We start from the raw sequence: 24698 nt of genomic DNA, 5'->3' as shown, positions 1-24698 counted from the left end.
GGCGCTACTAACGCGGATATGATAAAATAGTTTGAAGAAAATCAAGCGGTGAAAGGAAGAGAAGCGCATGAGTTCATTTGTGCATTTGCATGTTCATAGCGAGTACAGCCTGCTGGACGGCGCGGCTCGTACCGCGGAGTTGGTCAAACAGGCATCAGCTTACGGAATGAAGGCGCTGGCCCTTACAGATCACGGGGTCATGTACGGTGCCATTCCTTTTTATAGAGCGTGTGTAGAGAACGGCATTAAGCCGATTATCGGGTGTGAGGCCTATATGACGGCAGGATCGCGCAAGGAGCGTGGCAGCCGGAAGGATCAGCCCATATATCATTTAATTTTGCTCGCCAAAAATAAAACAGGCTATCAAAATCTGATGAAGCTGTGCTCCATCGGCCATTTGGAGGGCTTTCACTACAAGCCGCGCATCGACATGGAGGCTTTGGCTGCCCATCATGAAGGCATCATATGCCTGAGCGCTTGTTTGGGCGGTGAAGTGCCGCAGCATTTACTGCATGGTCGGGAAGCTGAAGCACGACGAGCAGCGGAGCGATATCGTAACATTTTTGGCGATGATTTTTATCTGGAACTCCAGGATCATGGTCTATCGGAGCAAAAACGCGTAAATCCTCTCTTGATCGCACTGGCGAAGGAACTGGATATTCCACTGGTGGCGACGAATGACGTGCATTACTTGACTGAGCCAGATGCAGACGTGCAGGACGTTCTGATCTGTATCGGGACAGGGAAGACAGTTGACGATGAGGAGCGCTTGCGTATACCAACACGTCAGTTGTATCTGAAAAGTCAGGAGGATATGGCTCGTTTATTCCCGCATGTGGCAGAAGCCATCGCCAACACGGTGCGTATTGCTGAAAAATGCGAACTGGAGCTGGAATTCGGTCAATCCATTTTGCCTGAATATCGTCCGCTGCCGGAAGGAATGACCTCTTCGTCCTATTTACGCAATCTGTGTGTGCAAGGGCTGGAGCGTCGCTATGGAAGCGATCCCGGATGGGAGCAGCCGGAGGAACGGGAAAGGCTGAACCAACGGCTAAACTATGAGTTAAATACCATTGACAGTATGGGTTTCAGCGATTATTTCCTGATTGTATGGGATTTTATTGCCTTCGCTCATAAGCATAAGATAGCAACGGGACCGGGGCGGGGTTCCTCAGCAGGCAGTTTGGTTGCCTATGTGCTTAATATCACGAATGTCGATCCGATGAAATACAACCTGCTCTTTGAACGGTTTCTGAATCCCGAACGAATTAGTATGCCGGATATAGATATTGATTTTAGTGATGAACGGCGTGACGAGGTTATCGACTATGTAGTACAAAAGTACGGAAATGAGCATGTAGCGCAAATTATTACCTTTGGAACGCTGGCGGCAAGAGCCGCTGTCCGTGACGTCGGTCGTGTATTGAACGTGCCATATGGCGAGGTGGACAAGGCAGCCAAGCTGATTCCGGCGCAGCTAGGCATTAATATCCGTCATGCGTTGGAAATTACCCCGGAGCTGAAAACGCTATATGAAACGAAGCCCAAGACACGTGAACTGCTGGATATGGCGATCAAGGTTGAAGGAATGCCTCGTCATGCTTCGACACATGCAGCAGGTGTTGTCATTTCGCGGACTCCATTGACCGATGCGGTTCCGCTTCAAGAGGGGAGTGAAGGGGTACCTTTGACGCAGTACTCGATGGAAAATCTAGAGCGCATTGGTTTGCTTAAAATGGATTTCCTTGGGCTGCGTACACTCTCCATTATTGAACGGTGCATACACTGGATTGCGGAAGACCATGGAGAAACGCCTGATTTTAGCCGTATTCCCGATAATGATCCACATACCTATGACTTGCTGGGCAAAGGAGATACAGGAGGCGTATTCCAGCTGGAGTCGGCTGGTGTACGCCGGGTACTCAAGGATTTGAAGCCGAGTGTATTCGAGGATATCATTTCTGTCCTGGCTTTGTATCGTCCGGGCCCGATGGGATTTATTCCTAACTTTATACAGGCCAAACATGGTCAGATTGAGATTTCTTATCCGCATCCTGACCTGGAACCGATCTTAAAGGACACGTACGGTATTATTGTGTATCAGGAGCAAATCATGCAGATTGCTTCGCGCATGGCGGGTTTTTCCCTGGGAGAAGCCGATCTGTTGCGCCGGGCTGTGTCCAAGAAAAAGCGCGAAGTGCTGGATCTGGAGCGCGGGCATTTTGTCGAAGGCAGTATCAAGCAGGGATACACGGAGGAGGAGGCCGGAAGGGTTTACGATATGATTGTCCGTTTTGCTGACTACGGCTTCCCGCGTGCCCATGCAGCTGCTTATGGTGTGCTAGCATTTCAGACGGCTTATTTAAAGGCCCATTATCCGGTACAATTTATGGCTTCAATGCTGACAGCGGTGATGGGAAGTCATCGAAAAGTGGCTGAATATGTTGTCGAATGCCGTCGTATGGATATCGCAGTGTTGCCACCTGATGTGAATGAGAGCGGGGTGCTGTTTACTCCGTTACAGCAGGGAGGCATCCGCTTCGGCCTGGCTGCGATTAAAAATGTCGGCACACAGGCGATGGAGAGCATTCTCGCTGTTCGCAAGGAACGGCCTTTCGACAGCCTGCTCGATTTTTGTCGACGTGTCGATTTGCGGGTATGTAATAAGAGAGTAATTGAATCGCTTATTCAGGCAGGGGCCTTTGATTCGTTGACGGGTCATCGGGCACAGTTGCTTGCCATGCTGGATGAAACGGTGGATGCAGCCGTCAAATGGCGCAAGGAACGGGATGACTTGCAAATTGATATGTTTGGTTTTGTGGAAATGCCCAATTGGGATATCGAATATCCCAATGTACCCCAATTTAGTGCCAGCCAGCAATTAGAGCTGGAACGTGAACTGCTGGGACTGTATTTATCGGGGCATCCGTTGGATGATTTTGAGTCGCTGTTGGAAAGCAGCGAGGCGGATCGTTTGATGGAGCTGGGCGATGTCCCTGATGAAACGGTTGTTGTGACTGCAGGCATGGTAGTGTCACTCAAAACGATTACGACCAAGCAGGGTAAGGCTATGGCCTTTATTGAGCTGGAGGATCAGATTGAGCGCTGTGAGGTTGTGCTGTTTCCTGAGGTATGGAAGCGAAGCCAGCAGTGGATTGAAAAGGGAGCTTTGCTTACGCTTCGAGCCAAGATGCAGCAGCAGGACGAGCACTTCAAGCTCCTTGCGGATGAGACCGCCCCGCTGGCGGAAGACTCGCTGGCACGGCTCCTCCAGCGCCGACGTGCCAGTACGCGCTCGTCCGCCACAGCTGGAGCATCCGTACCAGCTGCTGGTTCTGCTGCTGGCGGCCCAGGCGGGAGAGCGCCGCGTGTGTCACCCTCGCCTTCGGCAGCCACTGCATCTGCTTCGCCTCAGCCGAAGGCGGCCCGTCCCGTGACGGCTGCTTCACCGCGCGGAGCCGAAGCGGATCGCGGTGAACAGGTGCCGGTCCCGCGCAGCGTGGAGCGGACCACTCGTCAGCGGGTGTTTGTCAAAATCACTCGCCATGCCGAGGAGGACGCCAGCTTGCTGGTCAGTCTCAAGGCACTGCTACAGGAGCATTCCGGTGCTATGCCTACCGTGCTTTTTTATGAGAGCAACCAGCGTCTGCTTGCGTTGAGCGATGCTTACAACATTAAGCCTTCTCCTCAGCTTTTTGATCAAATGGAGTCGATGTTGGGTGAAGGCACGGTGAAAGTCAAATGATAGGCACACAGCAAAGCGCCCTTATTGTAACGGTTTAATGAACATTTTCCTTCCCTCCCGCATACACTTGGAAAACTGGCGGAACAGGAGATTCAACACGTACCCTGCACCATAAGGTCCCGTACGGTGAAAGAATAGAACTGCACGGTGAAAGCGGGAGGGAAATTATGTCCTATGAATATGCAGAAACTTTGTTAAATCGCAGAGGCATTCGGATCGAGTCCATTGCGGACATTGTTTTTCAGCTTCAGCTAAAATATTATCCTCATTTGACGATGGAAGAATGTATAGACAGTGTCAAAGCGGTTTTGCAAAAGCGCGAGGTTCAATATACGTTGCTCACAGGTATTGCGCTTGATGAACTGGCCGAAAAAAAACTTCTCCCCCAGCCATTGCAAGCCATTATGGAGGCTGACGAACCGCTGTACGGAGTGGACGAGACACTGGCTCTTGGAATTACGAGTGTGTACGGTATGATCGGCTTAACCAGTTTTGGTTATCTGGATAAGGAAAAGACGGGGATTATTGAACAGCTGAACCAAAAAGGCAGTGGTATTCATGTGTTTTTAGACGATCTTGTCGCCGGACTGGCTGCCGCTGCTTCTTCGCGCATTGCACATCGGAGCCTCCATGCTAAGCATTATCCTGCATCATTGGATGCTTAATTGACCTGTGTGGACAGAGTTGATGATTTTCTAGGCCCTCCGACGGAACTTGAATGATCAGGAGGGCTTTTGTTGCGGGAAAAAAGTAAGGTATGTTATCATGAGTCTATTATATGGGCTCAAAACTTGAGGCTTAGGGGGTAGAAACAAGGCATGTGGACGGTGATTTATATTGCACCGACGGCCAGACTGGCTGACATGATTAAGCTCAAACTGTCTGAAGAAGGTTTTATGGTGCAGGCCCGGGCCATCAGCGCATCCAAGCAACAGTTTGAGATACTTGTGCCTTCGGGTGAAGTCGAAGAAATACAGGAAGTGCTTAATTCGATTTTGCGCCCTTGAGTCCGGAACGGCGGAAGTGATACAGCAGCATGAGTGGAACAAAGGATGCACGATCGGCGGTAATGTTTTAGTAACAGGCGTTGACGTGTGTATGAACATAATGCTTAGAGGTGCCGCATAGACGGCAGAGGACCTTGTATCGGTTACGGCTGACAAATAAACGGCTGGAGAGGTGTAGTTGTGTTTAAAGATTTATTCCAAAAGAAGCGTAAATACGCGACCATCCCTTCGGAACGGGCGCTGAGCGGCGATCAAGCGGACATGCCGGATCGTCCCAAACGGGAAATTCCCGAAGGTCTTATGACCAAATGTGGCAAGTGCGGAAGTATTCAATACAGCAAAGAACTAGAGAAAAATTTGAAAGTGTGTCCGGTGTGCGGATACCATATGCGTTTGAATGCAATGGATCGCATTCGCATGGTGCTCGACGAAGACACATTTACGGAATATGATGCAGATATGATTTCGGTTGACCCGCTGGACTTTCCGGGATATGCGAGCAAGCTGGAGCAACAGACCCTGAAATCTGGCTTGCGAGAGGCTGTCGTTACAGGCGACGGCCTTATTTATGGACATCCTGTTGTCGTTGCTGTGATGAGCTTTGACTTTTTTACCGGCAGTATGGGTTCGGTCGTAGGAGAGAAAATTACCCGCGCCATTGAGCAAGCAATAGACAAGCGTCTGCCGCTAATTATTTTCTCAACTTCTGGCGGGGCACGTATGCAGGAAAGTATTTTAAGCTTGATGCAGATGGCCAAAACAAGTGCTGCTCTTGCTCGTCTGGATGAGCAGGGCTTGCTCTATATTTCTGTTATCACCGACCCGACTACAGGCGGAGTATCCGCCAGCTTTGCTACGCTTGGAGATATTAATATTGCGGAGCCAGGAGCTGTATTCGGCTTTGCAGGGCGTATTGTAATTGAACAGACAATCAGACAGAAGTTGCCGGATGATTTTCAAACATCCGAATTTAATTTGCAGCACGGACAATTGGATATGGTTGTACACCGCAAGGAACTGCGTGATACCCTCGGGCAACTGCTTGATCTGCACAGTGTGAAAGGGGTGGAATAGATGGCTGGTGAATTGCCTTATGAAAAGCCCCTGGTCGAGATGCGACAGAAGATCGAAGAACTCAAGCAATTCGGACAGGATAAGCAAATTGATTTTACAGATGAAATCAACCGTCTCGAGGACCGTTATCTCGAGATGGAAGAAGAAATATATTCGAACATTACAGCACCACAAAAAATGCATTTGGCCCGTCATCATCAAAGACCAACGTCTCTTGATCTGATTGAGCAGGTGTTTACGGACTTTATTGAATTACACGGCGACCGCTTGTTTGGAGACGATCTGGCGGTTGTGGGCGGAATTGCCAAGCTAAATGGTATTCCGGTGACCGTCATTGGTCAACAGCGTGGTAAGGATACGAAAGATAACATTGCACGTTTCTTTGGTAGTGCTCATCCGGAAGGATTTCGTAAAGGCTTGCGTCTGATGCAGCAGGCTGATAAATTCAAACGCCCAATTATTACATTCATTGATACGAAGGGCGCTTATCCGGGTAATACAGCAGAGGAGAGAGGTCAATCGGAAGCGATTGCCCGCAACTTGCGGGAGATGGCAAAGCTTTCGGTGCCTGTTATTTGTGTGGTCATCGGCGAGGGTGGAAGCGGCGGTGCGCTTGCGTTTGCAGTCGGTAACCGTGTGCTGATGCTGGAACATGCCATTTATTCGGCCATTTCTCCAAACGGTGCTGCCTCGATTCTATGGAAAGATGCTTCCAAGGCCGATCAGGCAGCTGAAGCCATGAAGATTACGGCTAATGACCTCCTGCGCATGGAAATTATCGAGGATATTGTGCCGGAGCCGAAAGGAGGCGCGCATCGTAACTATGAAGTGACCGCTGCCGCAATCAAGGAGCTATTGGAACGTCATTTGGCAGACCTTACGAATATGAGCTGCGATGAATTGAGGGAAGATCGGTATCAAAAATTCCGAAAAATAGGTCAATACACCTTCTTGAAGTCTTCGGAATCTGAGCCTATGTTGTAATACGCTGTAAACGGGTAACAATAAATATGACGAACTTCCTATACAAATAGGAAAAAGTGTAGTAGATTTAATTGTTGGAAAAAGATATAAAGAGTAGCACCTTTGAAAACGGAGGAAAAACCCAAATGCGCAAAACTAAGATTGTATGTACCATCGGTCCTTCCAGTGAGTCATTGGAAAATGTGAAGAAACTGATTTTGGCTGGTATGAACGTAGCCCGCCTGAATTTCTCTCACGGTGATTTCGAGGAGCATGGCAACCGGATTAAAAACATCCGTCAAGCTTGTAAGGAGCTTAACAAGAACGTTGCTATTTTGCTCGATACGAAGGGGCCGGAAATCCGGACAGGAAAGCTCGAAGTTGAACCTATTGAGCTTGTTCAGGACGAGTTCATTACGCTGACAACGGAAGAAATTCTCGGTACGCAAGATCGTATTTCTATTACGTACAAAGATCTTCCCTCGGACGTGGAGCCCGGCTCCACCATTCTGATCGACGATGGTCTGATCGGACTCACCGTTATTGAAGTATCAGGCACTGAAATCAAATGCCGCATTGTTAATGGCGGAACGATCAAGAGCAAGAAGGGCGTTAACGTTCCAGGCGTCGCTATTTCTTTGCCTGGTATTACGGAAAAAGATGCTAATGATATCATTTTCGGTATTGAGCAGGACATTGATTTCATCGCGGCTTCTTTTGTTCGTAAAGCAAGTGATGTGCTGGAAATCCGCGAATTGCTGGCGAAACACAACGCAAGTCATATTCAAATCATCTCCAAAATAGAAAATCAGCAAGGTGTTGACAACCTGGATGAAATTTTGGAAGCTTCGGATGGCCTGATGGTTGCTCGTGGTGACCTCGGTGTGGAAATTCCTGCTGAAGAAGTGCCTCTGGCGCAAAAATTGATGATTAACAAATGTAATGTAGCTGGCAAGCCTGTTATTACGGCAACACAAATGCTGGATTCCATGCAACGTAACCCGCGTCCGACTCGTGCGGAAGCAAGTGACGTGGCGAATGCTATTTTTGACGGAACAGACGCAATTATGCTGTCCGGCGAAACAGCTGCGGGTAAATATCCGGTAGAATCCGTATTGACGATGTCACGTATTGCAGAAAAAGCTGAGTCTTCTCTGAACTACCGTGATTTGTTCAAAAAACAAAGAACGGCTCAAGAAATTAGTATTACAGAAGCAATCAGTCAATCTGTTTCTATTTCTGCACTTGACCTGCATGCCAAAGCGATCCTGACGTCCACACAAAGCGGAACAACGGCGCGTATGATTTCTAAATACCGTCCTGAAGCTCCGATTGTTGCTGTTACAACACAGGAAAGAACAGTTCGCCGTTTGGCTCTGATCTGGGGCGTACATGCAGTACAAGGCAGACCAGTCGTTGACACAACAGATAGTCTGTTTGACAATGCGCTGGAAGGCGGTCGCAAATCTGGCCTCGTTAAAGAGGGCGATTTGGTTGTGATTACTGCGGGCGTACCTCTTGGTGATTCCGGTTCTACGAACCTGATCAAAATTAGCTGCGTTCCAGCACAAGCGTAATTAAAGTCTCGAAATAATACCGAGGCTGTATGTATTCGTTACAACAAGCAAAAGAGCATTCAAGTCAATAAGACTTGGATGCTCTTTTTTTATGCTCTCTAGCTTTTCATTTCCAGTCCTTCTCGTCGTATGAAATCAAGGAATGCCTGTTGCGTCAAGTTCATGTGTGTATCTTGTTGGTACACGATGTTTATTTGATAATGACTCCTTTTGTTATCAGCCTCGGGATAAGGAAGCCATTCCACCGAGGGAACAGCATTTTCATTATTATCGACTCCACTTGCAGGAAAGAAGGCAAGCGCTTCTCCGCCGCTTACGACTTGCTTTACCGCTTCCCAAGAGTTGATTTCCAGATGAGGCTTAACTAGCGAGGAATACTGATCTACAACTGATGAACCGCTATATTTTACCCATGTGTGCTTGTCCAGCATATCGGGTCCATCGAACTCCTCTGATATGGATGCAGGTGCAAGTGCAGATGCAGAACGGATAACTCCTACTTGATCTGAAGCCACTGGCTCTGCCACCGTATACTCTGAAAGAGAATCTCTATCGTCGAGAAAAGCAAAATCAATTTCTCCCTGTTTCAGTAGCTGCTTAATGGCATCCGGGGATTGAATCTCCAACTGAATACGACAATCTGGATATCGTTGAGCAAACTTAGCCATCAAAGTGGGGAGGAGATACGTACCTGATATCGACTCTGCACTCAGATGTAATTGACCCTGTGACTCTTCTGTCAGTTCATCTACAGCTTGTCTAGCTTCTTGCTCCAGAGAGATGATCTGTTTTGCGTAAGGTAATAATTTTTTTCCAGCTTCCGTTAGCATAATCCTGCCTTGTTGAAGAGAGAATAGGGAAACACCCATTTCCTTTTCCAAGCTTTTCATATGAAAGCTGACGGTAGGTTGTTTGACTTGCAAAGCTTCGGCCACATCCGTTGCCTTATGGAATTTGTCGATCAGCATCAAGATACGCAATTTTAGAATATTCATGGAATCCAGCAGCTCTCCTTATATGTCGTTCATATGTGAATTTCAAACTATAGATTAATTATATACCGAAAAATAATTTATCTATCAATATTTTATATTTGTTTTACAAAACCACGTCGTTCGTCTAACATTCCAGGCCTACAATGTAAAAGTGTTGATGGTCATAAATAAAAAACCGTCACTTAACTAAGGGGAGGACAATAAAAAATGTTGAAAAAATGGCCGTTCATTCTGATGACTCTCACCATGGTATTTGCACTTGCAGCTTGCGGATCAGGTAACAATGCTGCACCACAAGGAGAAGCTGCTACAGGAACAGACAATAAAGCAGCTGCTGAACTGACAGGAAATATTCTGGCTGTTGGCTCCACTGCACTTCAACCATTGGTAGAGCAAGCGGGACAAAAATTTATGGCTGTCGATAAATATAAAGGCATTGCAGTTCAAGTACAGGGCGGCGGTAGCGGTACTGGCTTGACTCAAGTTTCCGGCGGACAAGCGGACATCGGTAACTCCGACGTGTTTGCAAAAGAAAAACTGGAGAGCGGCGCAGATGAACTGGTCGATCACCAAGTAGCTGTTGTAGCCATGTCAGCGGTAGCGAATCCTAAAGTAGGCGTTACAGACCTGAAAAAAGATCAATTGGTACAAATCTTTACAGGTAAAATCACGAACTGGAAAGAAGTTGGCGGTGCAGATCAAAAAATCGTTATCGTAAACCGTCCAAGCAGCTCCGGTACTCGTGCAACATTTGAAAAATACGCATTGGGACAAAAAACGGAAGATCTGCCGGGCTCCATTCAAGAAGATTCCTCCGGTACTGTGAAAAAACTGATTGCTGAAACACCGGGTGCGATTGGTTATCTGGCTCTGTCCTACATCGACAACACAGTAACTACTTTGAAATATGATGGCGTTGAAGCTAACGTTGAAAATGTAGAACAAGGTAAATATCCAGTATGGGCTTACGAGCATATGTACACTAAAGGTGAGCCAAAAGAGCATGTAAAAGCATTCCTTGACTACATTCTGTCAGATGAAATCCAAAAAACGGATGTCGTAGACTTGGGATACATTCCAGTAGCAGGTATGCAAGTGAAACGTGATGCTGACGGTAATATCACGAAATAAGGAGAGTCACACCTCCTGTTCGATGAACGCAGCTAACGCGAGTATATTCACGAAGAAGAGGCGGACTAGCGTCCTGCCTCTATTCTTCGGTTAAAGGAGTTACAGTATGGAACCAATTGAAGGGAAGGCATACATGGAACAGAATAAACGATCCCGAGTTATGAAAGAAAGACATTACTGGGAAGAATGGACCGGCCGCATATATACGTCGGTTTGTGTCGTTTTTTTAGTTGCAGTCATTGTCTCCATCGTATATTTTGTTGCCTCCAAAGGTGTAGCTACATTTGCGGTGAATGGAGTCAGTCTGCGAGAGTTTTTCTTTGGAACCAAATGGAGCCCGGATGGCGAGCCTAAGTCCTTCGGAGCGCTTCCGTTTATTACGGGTTCTTTTGCAGTAACCATACTGGCGGCTTTAATTGCCAGTCCGCTCAGCTTATGTGCGGCTTTATTTATGACGGAAATCGTGCCGAAATCGGGTAAACGTATCCTTCAACCCGCGATTGAATTATTATCTGGTATTCCGTCGGTTGTATATGGCTTTGTCGGCTTGACCGTCATCGTCCCGCTGCTGCGGAACGTGTTTGGAGGACAAGGCATTGGCATTCTGGCAGGCTGCCTAGTGTTGTCAGTCATGATTTTGCCGACGATTACGAGTATTATGGCGGATGCATTGTCTTCCTTACCGGGGGGGCTGCGTGAATCCTCTTATGCTTTGGGTGCTACCCGCTGGCAGACAATTGCCCGTGTTATTATTCCGACGCTGCTGCCTGCTCTTTTAACAGGAATTATTCTCGGTATGGCTCGTGCCTTCGGAGAAGCGTTGGCTGTACAGATGGTAATCGGGAATGCTCCGCACATACCGCATTCCTTGCTGGAATCCGCTTCGACCTTGACCAGCGTCATTACACTTAGCATGGGGAATACAGCGATGGGCTCCGTTCATAACAATGCTCTCTGGAGCATGGCGCTTGTTCTTCTGCTCATGACATTCATTTTCGTGCTGCTGGTAAGGCTGCTTGAAAGGAGAAACCGGGTTTGATGAAAGCTAAAACGACCGACAAGATCGCTACATTTGTAATCTGTTTCTTCGCCTTGTTCATTGTTGCACTTTTGGTGGGATTACTGGGCTTCATTTTGGCCCGCGGAGTCAGTCATATTTCTTTTGACTTTTTAACCAGTGCTCCCCAAACATTACGTGCAGGCGGTGGCATTGGCCCACAACTATTTAATTCCGTATTTTTGTTAATCTTAACTTTGATTATCACCATTCCGATTGGCTGGGGCGCAGGTATTTACATGGCGCAATATGCAAAGCCGGGGAAAATTACGGACTTTATACGACTTGTCGTCGAAGTATTGTCCTCCTTCCCGTCTATCGTCATCGGATTGTTTGGACTACTACTTATCGTAAATACGTTTGATTTTGGCTTTTCCCTCTTATCAGGAGCCTTGGCTTTGGCCGTATTCAACCTGCCGCTGATGGTTCGCACAACTGAGCAGGCTTTCCGAGCTGTGCCGAAGGAGCAAAAGGAAGCTGGACTCGCGCTTGGATTATCCAAGTGGAAAATCATCACCTCCATTTTGTTGCCAGCTGCGCTGCCAAGCTTGATTACGGGTACGATTTTGGCCGCAGGCCGTATTTTCGGGGAAGCCGCCGCACTGCTGTTTACAGCAGGGATGAGTACGCCGCCGCTTGATTTTACCGATTGGAATCCATTGCATGCCAGATCGCCTATTAACCCGATGCGACCTGCTGAAACATTGGCTGTTCATATTTGGAAGGTCAACAGTGAGGGGATTGCTCCTGACTCCAAAGATATTGCTGCAGGCGCTTCTGCCGTACTGGTGCTGCTTGTGCTTGCATTCAACTTGAGTGCAAGATGGTTCGGAAGAGTTGTATACCGCCGTCTGACAGCTGCCAAACGTATGGATTAGAAAGGGGATGGAGAACAATGGAACATGTGATTACGCGAACGGCAAAAACCGCCGCACCAGCAACATCCGTTCAGTCTACGCGTTCGGAACAGCTTGCGGGGCAACCGCCGCATCCGTTCAGTACTGAGGATTTGAGTATTTATTATGGCAGCTTTGAGGCTGTGAAAAAAGTGAATCTGGCCTTTCCCGAGCAGACTGTGACTGCCCTGATCGGGCCTTCCGGCTGCGGTAAATCGACCTTTTTGCGCTCCCTTAATCGAATGAATGATGAGATTGCATCTTCCTCTACAACGGGTCACATCTGGATGGATGGACAGGATTTGACAGCACCGGAAACGGACGTGATCAAGCTGCGTCAGCAAATTGGCATGGTGTGGCAGCGTCCCAACCCTTTTTACAAATCTATTTACAATAATATCGCCTTCGGTCCCAAATACCGTGGGGTGCGCAAGAAGAAACAGCTTGATGAAATCGTCGAAAGCAGCCTGCGTAAAGCAGCATTATGGGATGAGGTCAAGGATCGCCTTCATGACTCCGCTCTGGCGCTGTCTGGCGGGCAACAGCAGCGGCTTTGCATTGCACGTGCACTATCCGTTCAACCGAAAATTCTATTGCTTGACGAGCCAGCCTCCGCGCTGGACCCTGTGTCTACAGGCAAGGTAGAAGAGCTCATTACCGAATTAAAAAAAGAACTGCGCATCGTTATTGTGACGCACAATATGCAGCAGGCTGCACGAATTTCCGATTATACTGCTTATTTTTATATCGGAAGTCTGGTTGAACATGGGAAAACGAACGATATTTTCACGAATCCTGAAAATGAGCTGACTCAGGAGTACATCATGGGTCGATTTGGTTAAGCGATGTTGCTCATCGACCTACTATATATTAGCTGCACGTAAAATCCTCTTACTAATCCAGCATTAGTAAGAGGATTTTTATTGTTTTCAACGTTTTGTAACTTTTTTAATCTATTAGTAAATTAAAATATATTGATCGTTTGGATATATTTTCATATAATACAACTAACTATTTATCATGCATAAATAGTGGTTCAGTTCCCTTCGCTATCAAAAAGAATCTTCAGCAAGAATATATAGGGTTAAACTGAACGCAATTACCCAACTCAAAATAAGGGAGAGGTTCAAATGAAGAAGAAGATGTGTCCAACCGTAAAGATGATAGCGCTCTCAAGTTTGGCGATTACAGTAACGTCAGGACTCCTAAGTCCCTCATGGGCTGCGGCACAGGAGATGGTGCCGGCTACATATGATTCAGGACGTGAATCGGCGACTGCTTCTTATGAGCTTACCACAGATTCAGCTGTGGGACGGGACGTTTATGGTGACGGTGTAAATTCAGGTGTTTTGGATCGTGAGCAATTATTTGGGCTGTCGGCTGTGACGAAGCCAACCGCTGTTGTGAATACAGACAGCCTCCTGAACAAAATGCGCGACTTTAGCAAGTTCTCTACGGGGAATACATCCAAGGATACTACACTTGCCTTAAATATTGTATCCTGGCAATTACCACATGGCGGATTCTTCAAAGCTATGGAAAAGAATTATAAATCCAAATGGGATGGCAAAACTGCACGCTCCACATGGAAGAGCAAGGATGGTGTTGAGCTCGGAACGTTCGATAACGAGGCCACGACAACCGAGATTCGCTTTTTGGCGGATGTATACAAAAAAACAAAAAATAAAGACATTAAGAACAGTGTACAAAAAGCAATTGACTTCGTTTTAACCTCTCAGTATTCCTCCGGTGGCTGGCCGCAAGTATACCCTAAACGTGGTAATTATTCCGATGCTGTAACTTATAATGATGATGCGATGGTTAGAGTTATGGTTTTGGCTGACGATATTGTGAACAAGAAGCAGCCGTTTGATAGCGATATTTTGGACGATGCATCTCGCTCCAGACTTCAGCAAGCGCTAAACAAAGGTATCCAGTACACAATTAAGTCTCAAATTGTAAATAATGGTACACCGACAATCTGGGGTGCACAGCACGATCCGGCTACTTATGCATCTGTTGAAGCCCGGGCATTTGAGCTACCTTCCAAAACAACTACGGAATCAGTAGGCATTACTGCTTTTCTCATGTCCCAGCCGCAAACCGCTGAAGTGAAAAAAGCGGCTCAGAGCGCTTTGAAATGGTTCGACGCGAACCGAATCGACGGTATCAAATACAATCGTCAAGGTCCGGAGTTTTTTCAAAAGGATGCATCGAGCGTAATGTGGTATCGTTTCTATAATGTGGAAGACAATAAGTATTTCTTTTCAGACCGGGATGGCAAAAAGTATACCGACATCATGAAAATTAGTGAGGAAAGACGACTTGGTTACGCCTGGGCGGGAAGCCAGGCTAAGAGTTTGCTTAAGCTGGCTTCGGATAGCGGATATTATAAACTGTCCAAGCCGTTGCCACAATAATAAAGGCATTATTATATATGATTTGCGAGGGTGGACCGGTCGGTCTGCCCTCTTTTTGTTCCTGGGCTGTAAATATGGTTTAATGGAGAGAGGGCAAAATAGAGATAAAGATGCACAAAGATAGGAGAGCTTGTATGACTCAAGAGGAGAAACAAACGGAATTACGCTGGTATGGCGCACCGCTACGTGTCCGTTATCAGGAAAGCGACCAGATGGGGGTCGTATATCATGCAAATTATTTGAACTGGTTTGAGATCGGGCGTACCGAAATGATCCGGCAGGCGGGCTTTAACTATCGGAGCATGGAGGAACGAGGAGTCTTGCTGCCAGTTATTGAAATCAATGCGAAATATGCGAGTCCTGCTCGATATGATGATTTAATTACCATTTATACGGCAATTACGGACTTCTCTAGACTACGTCTAAACTATACCTATGAGGTTCGACGGGTAACGGACGATGAGCATCAAAGGTATCTGGGAAAGGTATGGACCCAGGCAGACACGCTACCGGGAGAACTGCTTGTCACAGGGATGACACGTCATGTATGGTTGAACACCGAATGGAAGCCTGTTCGACTAGATCAGGCGCTACCTGAGCTGTACACTGCATTAAGGTTTGCTTTTACAGGCGGGGAGGGGCAGAAGTCATGATGATGCGTAAACGTCTATGGCTGTTGCTGCTGCTCATTCCTTTGGCGGAGCTGTACGGGTTTATATGGGTAAGTCATTGGATTGGAGCGGGCAAAACGATTTTACTCATCATTCTGACGACCCTAATCGGGGCTGCCATGATGCAATTTGAAGGTCGTAAGGTGATTGCCGATGCGAAAAATGAAATGAACCGGGGGCAAATGCCCGGCCGTAAAATGCTGGATGGATTATGTGTCTTTTTCGGTGGGAGCTTGCTGCTTATCCCCGGATTTTTAACAGATATTATTGGTTTTACGTTGGTATTCCCTTTAACACGAGCGTTGTACCGCCGCTTTTTATTGAAGTGGCTGGAGAAAAAAATGAAAAACGGCAGTATTACGTTTCGGCGATTTTGACGTGAGCTGCCGTTTTTCCTATCCATGATCTAGCGGACTCTTCCAGCGAGAATATAGTTGCGCAAGTCCTGAATGACATTCGCACGATTCAGTGCATCAACGACAATTAGTGATACAGGTCCGATAATTAATCCTAAAACGCCAAATAGCTTGAGCCCGATGAACATACCGATGAGGGTGGGAAGCGGGTTCAAGCCCACGCTGCTGGCCAGCACCTTAGGCTCCACGATCTGTCGTCCAATCAACAGGATGATATAAAGGATCGACAATCCTACCCCTAGTGCCAAATTACCAGACATATACGCATACAGTATCCACGGAATCATCACAATGCCAACCCCCAAATAAGGTAGCAAGTCCACTAGCCCGATCATCAAACCGATGGTAAAGGCGGATTCCACACGCAATATGAACAGCCCAACAATGACTGTTAATGCCGTAATGGAGATGATAATAAACTGTGCACGCAAATAGCCGTACAGTGCTTTACGCAGATCGTGCCATATATCCGACAATGGTTTGCGAATCGTATCAGGAACCGTATTTGAGAGCATCCGACTATGTCGGTCCCAGTCCTTACTAATAAAAAAGGCTGCTAATACAATAACCATTAGAACTGCTCCCATATTAGGCAGAGAGGTTAGCAAGTTCAAAACTCCATTAAAAAATTGAGCGACTAGCGTAGTGACAGCCGAACTCACGGTTTGAGTTGTCTTATCAATATTACTGTTAATGGTATGTTGGTAATCCGGATTATCCCGGATAAAATGGTTAATTTCAATAATTACATTTTGAATCAAATCGCTTTGTGTCCAATCGATAAACAGACTTTTAAAACGCTCAATATGTCCGTCGAAAGTCATGGCCAACTTTATAACTTCTCGGACCATGCGGGTGATTGCCGCAGATAGGATAATTGCAATTCCACCTAAATATACAAATAATGAGACCGTGACAGCCGTCCAACGCGGCATACGGGCTTTGTTACGCAGAAAACTAACCAGTGGATTCATGGCATAAGCCACAAGCCAGGCGAATAGGAAAGGATAGATGAGAGGGAAAAGCGCATATATGCCCAGTAACAGAGCTACAATCACGATTGCCACCCATAGAGCACGAAATATGCGATTCAGGATTAACCGGCTCAAGCTCTCACGGCTCCTTTCTTTTGCGATAGTTTTTCATAAAATAAATGCTCTACTATACATATGCGGGAAAGGGGGGAGACAAGACCTGTGTAAAAAAGTGCAAATGAATCAATAATTTTTGTAAGGGGTTTCAAAAAATTCTTTATGGAAGCGATAAAACATTTGAATGTGTTGGAATAGCCCTCAATGTTCACATAAACGACAAAATCCAGTATAGTGAAAGAAGGTTTAAATATTGACATATGGCGTTAACATTACTCAGCTATTTAAAAGACATATCTTACTTTTGAAAATGTTTACATTGCAAGTCCGTTCACAATGTTTTTACAAAGGAGAGATGTAACGATGACAGCGACTAAAGGTCTGGAAGGGATCGTAGCGACCACTTCCTCCATAAGCTCTATCGTAGATGGCGTTCTCACGTACCGGGGTTATAACATTGATGATTTGGCTGTTAACGCCGATTTTGAAGAGGTAGCTTATTTGTTGTGGTTTGGAAAATTACCTGATAAAGAGCAATTGCAGGAGCTTCGCAACCAGTTAAGCGAATACGCTGCTATTCCGGATGAAATTGTTACTCAATTAAAGTTATACCCGAAAAATTTGAGCACGATGGCTGCCTTGAGGTCAGCCGTATCGTCTCTCGCTTTGTATGACCCAGAGGCGGATGATATGTCGAGAGAGTCTAATGTGACTAAAACCGTCAAGCTTCAGGCGCAATTGCCCACCATTGTGGCAGCGATAGCACGTATACGCGAGGGCTTGGAGCCGATTGCGCCTAAAAAAGGTATTTCCATCGCTGAAAACTTTTTGTATCAGCTGACTGGCAAGGATCCAGAGGAGACGGCTATTAAAGCGTTCAATCAGGCTCTTGTGCTGCACGCCGATCATGAATTAAATGCTTCTACCTTTGCTGCGCGTGTAACGGTAGCCACATTGTCGGATATTTATTCCGGAATCACATCTGCTATTGGAGCTTTAAAAGGACCACTGCATGGTGGGGCCAATGAGGCTGTGGCCAAAACGCTGGAGGAGATTGGTGGTTTGGATCAGGTGGACTCCTATATTCAGGCGAAACTGGATAACCGCGAAAAAATTATGGGCTTTGGACACCGAGTCTATAAAAACGGTGATCCGCGTGCCAAGCACTTGCACAAAATGTCCCGCGAGCTGGGGGAAATGAACGGTGACACAACGTTGTTTGATATGTCAGTTCGAATTGAAGGAATTGTAACAGGGCAAAAAGGCTTGAAGCCCAATGTGGATTTTTATTCTGCCTCTGTGTATACCCAACTGGGTATCAAGAGAGACCTGTTTACACCTATTTTTGCTGTGAGTCGTGTATCTGGATGGACCGCACACATTTTAGAGCAGTATGAAAATAACCGCCTGATTCGTCCTCGCGCCGAATATACAGGTCCAATGGATCAAAAATATGTATCACCAGAGTTGCGCTAGCCCCTTGTCGAAGGAAGATTGAGGTTGTATACCCTGAATTTAAAAAATAAGGTACAATAGAGGGGACGACGAGAGATGTACGTTTTTGTCAGTGATAAAGATCATGTCTTTCGTCCTGTACCCATTCATATCTGAGGAGGAAAAGGAACTTATGGCGAAATTTGAAAAGTTTGAGCTCCCAACTGAAGGCGAAAAAATTACGATTGATAACGGTCAACTACAGGTTCCGAACCATCCGGTAATTCCGTTTATCGAAGGTGACGGCACGGGTCGCGACATCTGGAAAGCTTCCAAACGCGTACTGGACGCAGCTGTAGAAAAAGCATATAACGGCAGCAAAAAGATTGCCTGGTATGAAGTATTCGCTGGTGAGAAAGCTTTCAATACATACGGCGAATGGCTCCCTAACGATACTTTGGAAGCCATCCGTGAGTATATTGTAGCCATCAAAGGACCACTTACGACACCTATTGGCGGTGGTATCCGTTCGTTGAATGTGGCATTGCGTCAAGAACTGGATTTATACGTATGTCTGCGTCCTGTTCGTTATTTTAACGGTGTTCCTTCTCCAGTGAAACGTCCTGAATTGGTAGACATGGTTATTTTCCGTGAGAACACAGAAGATATTTACGCGGGGATCGAGTATGCTGAAGGGTCTGAAGACGTGAAAAAGGTTATTCAGTTCCTCCAACAAGAGCTGGGTGTGAACAAAATCCGTTTCCCTGAAACCTCTGGTATTGGCATTAAGCCAGTTTCTTCCGAGGGTTCAAAGCGTCTGGTGCGGGCTGCCATTCAGTATGCTGTTGACCACGGACGCAAGAGTGTAACGCTCGTACACAAAGGTAACATTATGAAATTTACCGAGGGTGCCTTCAAAAACTGGGGTTATGAAGTGGCTGAGGAAGAATTTGCAGATAAAGTATTTACTTGGGCCCAATATGATGTAATCAAGGAAAAAGACGGTGAGGATGCGGCGAATGCAGCTCAAAAAGCAGCTGAAGATGCAGGCAAAATCATTATCAAGGATGCGATTGCTGATATTGCACTTCAGCAAGTACTGACTCGTCCTTCTGAATTTGATGTGATTGCTACGCTCAACCTGAACGGGGACTATCTGTCCGATGCTCTTGCTGCCCAAGTTGGTGGAATTGGTATTGCGCCAGGTGCGAACATTAACTATGTAACAGGGCATGCTATCTTTGAAGCTACACATGGTACAGCTCCAAAATACGCCGACAAAGACGTAGTGAACCCTGGTTCCGTAATTCTGTCGGGCGTAATGTTGCTTGAACACTTGGGTTGGCAAGAAGCGGCTGACCTGATTTACAAAGGGCTGGAGACGTCCATTAATAAGAAGATTGTAACTTATGACTTTGCTCGTCTGATGGATGGTGCTACACAAGTGAAATGCTCCGAGTTCGCAGATACCATTATTAGTAACCTGTAAGGAAGGGGAATACCACTTGTCCATTCAACGTAAAAAAATATCCATTGTTGGCGCCGGTTTTACCGGTGCCACTACCGCATTGCTGCTGGCTCAAAAGGAGCTAGGTGATATCGTACTCATCGATATTCCGCAACTAGAGAATCCGACCAAAGGCAAGGCGCTTGATATTTTGGAGGCCGGTCCGGTACAGGGATTTGACAGCCAGATCACGGGCACTTCCAATTACGAGGATGCAGCTAACTCGGATATCGTCATTATTACAGCCGGGATTGCACGCAAGCCGGGTATGAGCCGTGATGATTTGGTAAATACGAACGCAGGAATTGTAAAATCCGTTTGTGAGAACGTGAAGAAGTATGCGCCGGATTCTATCGTCATTATTCTGAGTAATCCGGTAGATGCTATGACCTATACTGCCTATCAAACGCTTGGGTTCCCGAAAAATCGGGTTATTGGCCAATCAGGTGTGCTGGATACAGCGCGATATTGTACCTTTATTGCACAAGAACTGAACGTTTCTGTCGAAGACGTGCGCGGCTTCGTTATGGGTGGTCACGGTGATGATATGGTGCCCCTGGTACGCTATTCCAGCGTTGGAGGTATACCTATCGAAACCCTGATTTCGCAGGAACGTATCGAAGCGATCGTACAACGGACACGCGGCGGTGGCGGAGAGATCGTTAATCTGTTGGGTAATGGTAGCGCATATTATGCTCCGGCAGCTTCGCTTGCACAAATGACAGAAGCGATTGTAAAAGATAAAAAACGGATTATTCCGGTCATTGCATACCTGGAGGGAGAGTACGGCTATCAGGATTTATTCCTTGGCGTACCGACACTTCTTGGCGGCAATGGCATCGAAAAAGTGTTCGAGTTGGAATTGACAGCCGAAGAAAAAGCAGCGCTCGATCAATCCGCCGAATCGGTCCGCAGTGTGATTAAAATAGTTACCGTATAGATTCAATTTTCTACTAAGACGGTATACTTTTACTTGAAGAGGTGTCCCTAAGCCATAGTCATGGCCGCTGGACACCTCTTTTACTTTTAAGTAATCTATTCGTTTTCTTCTTTATTCCTTTGCTTTGACCCACTTCCCCGGTATAATAGAGTTCATATGTATTGATAGTTACATGAGGATTTTGCAAAATCCTGACATAGAAAAGCATGTCCCAAAACACTGAAAAGATGGTAGTCATTCGTTGGAATATGATCGTTCTATGGAAAAAAAGTTTGTAAGAAAACAAAGAAATGGAGGTTGTAAAGAATGTTTTTTATTCACATTATTGGATCACTGGCAATGGGTTTTTATTTATTGCTCCCCTTCGTTGTGGGCAAAATCGACAAATTGGCTCCTAGCGTGCAGGAGGGAACGATATCGGCTGTTCAGCTATTGAACCGTTTGGCTCAATTTGCACTGATCCTTGTGCTTGTTAGCGGTATTTATATGATTTTTCCCTGGGGTTCTTATTCGGTAGCATGGATCGTTGTCGTTTTGTTGTTGTTTCTCGCCATTTCTGGTATCGCGGGAGCCATGGGTAAGCCGTTACGGCTGTCGCTGGAAGCGATTCGTAGCCAACAGCCTATTACGCAATACGCTGGCAAAATGCGAATGTTCAGTACGCTGCTTGCCGTCTTCCTGATTTTAATTACGTTTTTAATGGTATACAGCCATATTATTTAATTATGCATTTGGTGAGAGCCTGTAATCGAATGATGACAAATGCTAAATTGAAAAAACGGTCTGTGCTGAATAAGCATAGGCCGTTTTTTTGTTTGCTCAAATAACTACATTTTCCTTTTTTCGTTTAACGAATAACTTTGTGTGGTAAATCAGGAGTAGAGTGGATGCAAATGTTGCATCCTAAAAAATATCTGATTTTGAAGGGAGAATGTACAATGCCTAAAAGTAACCAACCTCAGCAAACCTTGCCCCCACAGCATCAGGACCAGCAACCGGGGATTGAGTCCAAAATGTCGCCTGCACCCCAGTTTGAAAAACCAACTTACAAAGCTGCTGGCAAGCTAATAGGTAAAGTTGCACTTATTACTGGTGGAGACAGTGGAATTGGACGGGCTGTAGCTGTCACGTATGCCAAAGAAGGTGCGGACGTAGCTATCATTTACTTGAATGAACACAAGGACGCGGAAGAAACAAAACGTCAGGTAGAGCAGGAGGGACGCAAATGTGTGTTGATTCCTGGCGATATCGGAGATGACCAATTTGCCAAAAAAGCGGTTCAACAGACGGTTCACGAGCTGGGCAAGCTCGACATCGTTGTGAACAATGCGGCAGAGCAGCATCCACAGCAAAAGCTGGAGGATATTACCAAAGAACAGTTGGAGCGTACTTTCCGTACGAATATTTTTGGTATGTTCTTCCTGACGCAAGCAGCATTGCCGCATTTGAAGAAAGGAAGCACTATCGTCAACACAACATCGATTACCGCGTACGCTGGGAACAAGACACTCATTGATTATTCATCGACGAAAGGGGCAATCACATCCTTTACTCGTTCCCTTTCACTCAATTTGGCGGATCAAGGTATTCGGGTGAACGCTGTAGCACCAGGGCCAATCTGGACGCCGTTAATCCCGTCTACATTTGATGCCAAGACGGTCAGCGAGTTTGGAGGAGCACAGCCAATGAAGCGTCCGGGTCAGCCGGAAGAATTGGCGCCAGCCTATGTGTACCTTGCTTCAGACGATTCTTCATATGTAAGCGGGCAGGTTATTCATATCAACGGCGGTGAAGTTATAAACGGATAAGAGGATAAAGGAAAGGCTGGGGGCGTGTTATGCCCTAGCCTTTTTTTCTTTTCACAGTGGAACATAATGAAGGTAGCCTGTAGAATGAGACTTAACTTACATAAAGGATGGGCATATTTTATGAAATCGTTTCGTTTCAGGCTTACCCTGATCATGCTGATTTTGATTGGCGTATCTGTCCTTGCTGCTGGAATCACGATGGGACAAATTTTTAAAAATTCGAATATGAAGGTGCTAGAGGAGAACATGGGACGGGAGATTGACCTTCTTCGGGCTACATTCCCTTTTGTTAATGCAGATGCCCTGTCCAGTACGGATTATGTCTCTTATTATTCTCAAAAGGCGAAAGAAATTGCTCGTCTGACGGAATCGCGGGTGACCTTCATTCGCAAGGACGGGACGGTGGTTGGCGATTCGTTAAGTGATCCTCGTAAGATGGAAAACCACGCATCTCGTGATGAAATACGGCAAGCCACGGTGGAAGGAATCGGTCGGACAATACGCTACAGCGAAACTCTGCAACGAAACATGCTATACGTCGCTGAACCTGTTGTATCGGACAAGGGCTTTGATGGGTATATCCGTTTGTCTATGAGCCTGAAAGCGGTGGAGGAGGGAGTACGGCGCGGCTGGACGGCCATCGGGATTGGTCTTGTGTTGCTGTTTATTGCTGCTGGATTGGTGAGCTATCGTATTGCTCGCAGCCTCACCTCGCCCATTGAACATATTACAGGGGTAGCCAACCGCATATCAGGGCTGGATTATGACGCAAGAGTCGGTGTACAGCGCCGGGATGAGGTAGGGCAACTGGGTGAAGCCATTAATCGTATGGCTGACAGTCTCCAAGACCAAATGAAAACGATACGCGACAATGAGGATCTACTCCAGAGCGTCATGAGTAATATGACAGGCGGAATTCTAATGATTGATGCAAGTGAGTGTATTGCGCTTGTAAACCGTGAGTCTGAGCGAATGCTTGGTGTCGTGGGTAAACGGGTGACGGACAAGCCGTATCATGAGCTGAAGAAGCACTATGAGCTCACAAAGCTAATTGAGGGCAGCATACAAAGCAGAGAGAGGTTGCATGGTGAGGTTCATTTGTACAATCCCGAGGAGAGACTCGTGTTGCTGGACGGTGTCCCGATGTATGAGGATGAAGGCGGATACCGCGGGATGCTGTTCCTTTTACAGGATATTACGGCCATTCGACGGTTGGAAAATATGCGGAGTGAATTTGTGGCTAACGTTTCTCATGAGCTAAAAACACCGATTGCCGCGGTCAAGGGCTTTGCCGAGACGTTACTCGGTGGCGGGGTTAAAGATGAAGAAACGGCCCGCTCATTTTTGCAAATTATATATGATGAAAGCGAACGATTGAATCGGCTGATCGGTGACATTCTGGAGCTATCCAAAATTGAATCCAAGCGTTCTCCGCTGGATTGCTCGCCGGTGCACGTTTCGTCGTTCATAGATTCATTGCTGGAAAAACTGAACAATGTTGCGGCCAAAAAAAGAATTACGCTACACATGGATATCCCGGATGAGTTGTTTATGGAGGCAGATGAAGATAAGCTTCAGCAGATTTTCTTGAACCTTTTGTCTAATGGCATCAACTATACACTTGATGGTGGCAAGGTAAAGATTAAGGTTCTAACGATACAGCGGGAGAATGACACGGAAAAGGTCGTATTTACAGTCAGTGATACAGGTATTGGAATTCCGAAGAAGGACCTGCCACGTATCTTTGAGCGCTTTTACCGGGTGGACAAAGGACGCTCGCGCAACTCTGGCGGAACGGGGCTGGGATTGTCGATCGTCAAACACTTGGTCGATTTGCATCATGGCACCCTTTCGGTGGAAAGTGAGCTTGGATTGGGTACCACGTTTACAGTTGAATTACCACTATTGCAACAGGAAGAATGAACTAGAACATTTTTTACATTCTGTTAACAATGCCGTGATAAAA

Annotated in this window: 21 protein-coding genes; 19 read left to right on the top strand and 2 right to left on the bottom strand. The window is 46.5% G+C overall.

Translation table 11 applies throughout. The annotated features are described in order from the left end of the window. Positions 1-67 precede the first annotated feature (67 nt). The 6 genes from NSS66_RS03210 to pyk all read left to right on the top strand — a co-directional run bounded on the left by NSS66_RS03210 (position 68) and on the right by pyk (position 8366). Positions 68-3745: a DNA polymerase III subunit alpha gene (locus NSS66_RS03210; RefSeq protein WP_340958445.1), complete on the top strand. Its 3678-nt coding sequence runs from the start codon at positions 68-70 to the stop codon at positions 3743-3745. 167 nt (positions 3746-3912) lie between these two features. Next, on the top strand, positions 3913-4410 hold the full coding sequence (locus NSS66_RS03205; RefSeq protein WP_023987905.1) for a phosphatidylglycerophosphatase A family protein: 498 nt from the start codon (positions 3913-3915) through the stop codon (positions 4408-4410). A 153-nt stretch (positions 4411-4563) separates the two neighbouring features. Beyond that, positions 4564-4752: a hypothetical protein gene (locus NSS66_RS03200; protein ID WP_013309585.1), complete on the top strand. Its 189-nt coding sequence runs from the start codon at positions 4564-4566 to the stop codon at positions 4750-4752. Positions 4753-4932: 180 nt separating this feature from the next. Next, the gene (gene accD, locus NSS66_RS03195; RefSeq protein WP_013309586.1) at positions 4933-5826 is read left to right on the top strand and encodes an acetyl-CoA carboxylase, carboxyltransferase subunit beta; all 894 of its coding nucleotides are present in this window, start codon (positions 4933-4935) and stop codon (positions 5824-5826) included. Beyond that, positions 5827-6810 (top strand): acetyl-CoA carboxylase carboxyltransferase subunit alpha, encoded by a 984-nt coding sequence (locus NSS66_RS03190; RefSeq protein ID WP_023987906.1) that lies wholly within the window; start codon positions 5827-5829, stop codon positions 6808-6810. 125 nt (positions 6811-6935) lie between these two features. Next, entirely contained in the window at positions 6936-8366 is a 1431-nt protein-coding gene (pyk, locus tag NSS66_RS03185) for a pyruvate kinase (RefSeq protein ID WP_023987907.1), read from the top strand. Positions 8367-8464: 98 nt separating this feature from the next. Here the strand turns inward: pyk and NSS66_RS03180 are convergent, their stop codons facing one another. Beyond that, on the bottom strand, positions 8465-9361 hold the full coding sequence (locus NSS66_RS03180) for a LysR family transcriptional regulator (protein WP_160789319.1): 897 nt from the start codon (positions 9359-9361) through the stop codon (positions 8465-8467). Between the two features lie 207 nt (positions 9362-9568). Here NSS66_RS03180 and NSS66_RS03175 point away from each other — a divergent pair, with 207 nt between their 5' ends. The 7 genes from NSS66_RS03175 to NSS66_RS03145 all read left to right on the top strand — a co-directional run bounded on the left by NSS66_RS03175 (position 9569) and on the right by NSS66_RS03145 (position 15913). After that, complete coding sequence (locus NSS66_RS03175; RefSeq protein ID WP_025722004.1) at positions 9569-10492, top strand: phosphate ABC transporter substrate-binding protein PstS family protein; 924 nt, start codon at positions 9569-9571, stop codon at positions 10490-10492. 106 nt (positions 10493-10598) lie between these two features. Continuing rightward, complete coding sequence (gene pstC / locus NSS66_RS03170) at positions 10599-11531, top strand: phosphate ABC transporter permease subunit PstC (protein WP_013370343.1); 933 nt, start codon at positions 10599-10601, stop codon at positions 11529-11531. Further along, positions 11531-12427 carry a phosphate ABC transporter permease PstA gene (gene pstA, locus NSS66_RS03165; protein WP_023987910.1) on the top strand — a complete coding sequence of 299 codons (897 nt, stop codon included), beginning with the start codon at positions 11531-11533 and terminating at the stop codon, positions 12425-12427. Before pstC ends, pstA begins: the two co-directional genes overlap by 1 nt. A 17-nt stretch (positions 12428-12444) precedes the next feature. Next, positions 12445-13287 (top strand): phosphate ABC transporter ATP-binding protein PstB, encoded by an 843-nt coding sequence (pstB, locus tag NSS66_RS03160; RefSeq protein ID WP_023987911.1) that lies wholly within the window; start codon positions 12445-12447, stop codon positions 13285-13287. 288 nt (positions 13288-13575) lie between these two features. Continuing rightward, positions 13576-14865, top strand: coding sequence for a pectate lyase (gene pelA / locus NSS66_RS03155; RefSeq protein ID WP_028542895.1), 1290 nt, complete (start codon positions 13576-13578; stop codon positions 14863-14865). Positions 14866-14999: 134 nt separating this feature from the next. Next, positions 15000-15518, top strand: a complete 519-nt coding sequence (locus NSS66_RS03150) for an acyl-CoA thioesterase (protein ID WP_023987913.1) — start codon at positions 15000-15002, stop codon at positions 15516-15518. Continuing rightward, positions 15515-15913 carry an FxsA family protein gene (locus tag NSS66_RS03145; RefSeq protein WP_013309596.1) on the top strand — a complete coding sequence of 133 codons (399 nt, stop codon included), beginning with the start codon at positions 15515-15517 and terminating at the stop codon, positions 15911-15913. Before NSS66_RS03150 ends, NSS66_RS03145 begins: the two co-directional genes overlap by 4 nt. A gap of 29 nt (positions 15914-15942) precedes the next feature. On the opposite strand, the gene ytvI is transcribed toward NSS66_RS03145, so the two are convergent. Further along, positions 15943-17061, bottom strand: coding sequence for a sporulation integral membrane protein YtvI (gene ytvI, locus NSS66_RS03140; RefSeq protein WP_023987915.1), 1119 nt, complete (start codon positions 17059-17061; stop codon positions 15943-15945). A 345-nt stretch (positions 17062-17406) separates the two neighbouring features. On the opposite strand from ytvI, the gene citZ reads away from it, so the two are divergent. From citZ to pnpS, 6 genes are all read left to right on the top strand, one after another. Then, positions 17407-18519, top strand: coding sequence for a citrate synthase (gene citZ / locus NSS66_RS03135; RefSeq protein WP_028542893.1), 1113 nt, complete (start codon positions 17407-17409; stop codon positions 18517-18519). A gap of 151 nt (positions 18520-18670) precedes the next feature. Further along, positions 18671-19966, top strand: coding sequence for an NADP-dependent isocitrate dehydrogenase (gene icd / locus NSS66_RS03130; RefSeq protein WP_023987916.1), 1296 nt, complete (start codon positions 18671-18673; stop codon positions 19964-19966). Between the two features lie 16 nt (positions 19967-19982). Beyond that, positions 19983-20924, top strand: a complete 942-nt coding sequence (gene mdh, locus NSS66_RS03125; RefSeq protein ID WP_028542892.1) for a malate dehydrogenase — start codon at positions 19983-19985, stop codon at positions 20922-20924. Between the two features lie 306 nt (positions 20925-21230). Continuing rightward, positions 21231-21647, top strand: coding sequence for a hypothetical protein (locus NSS66_RS03120; protein WP_023987918.1), 417 nt, complete (start codon positions 21231-21233; stop codon positions 21645-21647). 215 nt (positions 21648-21862) lie between these two features. Then, positions 21863-22732, top strand: coding sequence for an SDR family oxidoreductase (locus NSS66_RS03115; RefSeq protein ID WP_279831362.1), 870 nt, complete (start codon positions 21863-21865; stop codon positions 22730-22732). 120 nt (positions 22733-22852) lie between these two features. Continuing rightward, complete coding sequence (pnpS, locus tag NSS66_RS03110; RefSeq protein WP_279831360.1) at positions 22853-24655, top strand: two-component system histidine kinase PnpS; 1803 nt, start codon at positions 22853-22855, stop codon at positions 24653-24655. Positions 24656-24698: the final 43 nt, after the last annotated feature.

It is taken from the genome of Paenibacillus sp. FSL R10-2748 (assembly GCF_038005565.1).
GTDB classification, from domain to species: domain Bacteria; phylum Bacillota; class Bacilli; order Paenibacillales; family Paenibacillaceae; genus Paenibacillus; species Paenibacillus polymyxa_B.
The sequence above is the reverse complement of the archived record's forward strand: the minus strand, read 5'-3'. Positions and strand labels throughout refer to the sequence as shown.

Coding starts and splice junctions, on each gene's coding strand:
- icd (WP_023987916.1), top strand. CDS start 18,671: ATGGCGAAATTTGAAAAGTTTGAGCTCCCAACTGAAGGCGAAAAAATT.
- NSS66_RS03145 (WP_013309596.1), top strand. CDS start 15,515: ATGATGATGCGTAAACGTCTATGGCTGTTGCTGCTGCTCATTCCTTTG.
- NSS66_RS03200 (WP_013309585.1), top strand. CDS start 4,564: ATGTGGACGGTGATTTATATTGCACCGACGGCCAGACTGGCTGACATG.
- pstA (WP_023987910.1), top strand. CDS start 11,531: ATGAAAGCTAAAACGACCGACAAGATCGCTACATTTGTAATCTGTTTC.
- NSS66_RS03205 (WP_023987905.1), top strand. CDS start 3,913: ATGTCCTATGAATATGCAGAAACTTTGTTAAATCGCAGAGGCATTCGG.
- NSS66_RS03150 (WP_023987913.1), top strand. CDS start 15,000: ATGACTCAAGAGGAGAAACAAACGGAATTACGCTGGTATGGCGCACCG.
- citZ (WP_028542893.1), top strand. CDS start 17,407: ATGACAGCGACTAAAGGTCTGGAAGGGATCGTAGCGACCACTTCCTCC.
- NSS66_RS03180 (WP_160789319.1), bottom strand. CDS start 9,361: ATGAATATTCTAAAATTGCGTATCTTGATGCTGATCGACAAATTCCAT.
- pnpS (WP_279831360.1), top strand. CDS start 22,853: ATGAAATCGTTTCGTTTCAGGCTTACCCTGATCATGCTGATTTTGATT.
- NSS66_RS03175 (WP_025722004.1), top strand. CDS start 9,569: ATGTTGAAAAAATGGCCGTTCATTCTGATGACTCTCACCATGGTATTT.
- NSS66_RS03115 (WP_279831362.1), top strand. CDS start 21,863: ATGCCTAAAAGTAACCAACCTCAGCAAACCTTGCCCCCACAGCATCAG.
- pstB (WP_023987911.1), top strand. CDS start 12,445: ATGGAACATGTGATTACGCGAACGGCAAAAACCGCCGCACCAGCAACA.
- NSS66_RS03190 (WP_023987906.1), top strand. CDS start 5,827: ATGGCTGGTGAATTGCCTTATGAAAAGCCCCTGGTCGAGATGCGACAG.
- NSS66_RS03210 (WP_340958445.1), top strand. CDS start 68: ATGAGTTCATTTGTGCATTTGCATGTTCATAGCGAGTACAGCCTGCTG.
- pelA (WP_028542895.1), top strand. CDS start 13,576: ATGAAGAAGAAGATGTGTCCAACCGTAAAGATGATAGCGCTCTCAAGT.
- pstC (WP_013370343.1), top strand. CDS start 10,599: ATGGAACCAATTGAAGGGAAGGCATACATGGAACAGAATAAACGATCC.
- pyk (WP_023987907.1), top strand. CDS start 6,936: ATGCGCAAAACTAAGATTGTATGTACCATCGGTCCTTCCAGTGAGTCA.
- NSS66_RS03120 (WP_023987918.1), top strand. CDS start 21,231: ATGTTTTTTATTCACATTATTGGATCACTGGCAATGGGTTTTTATTTA.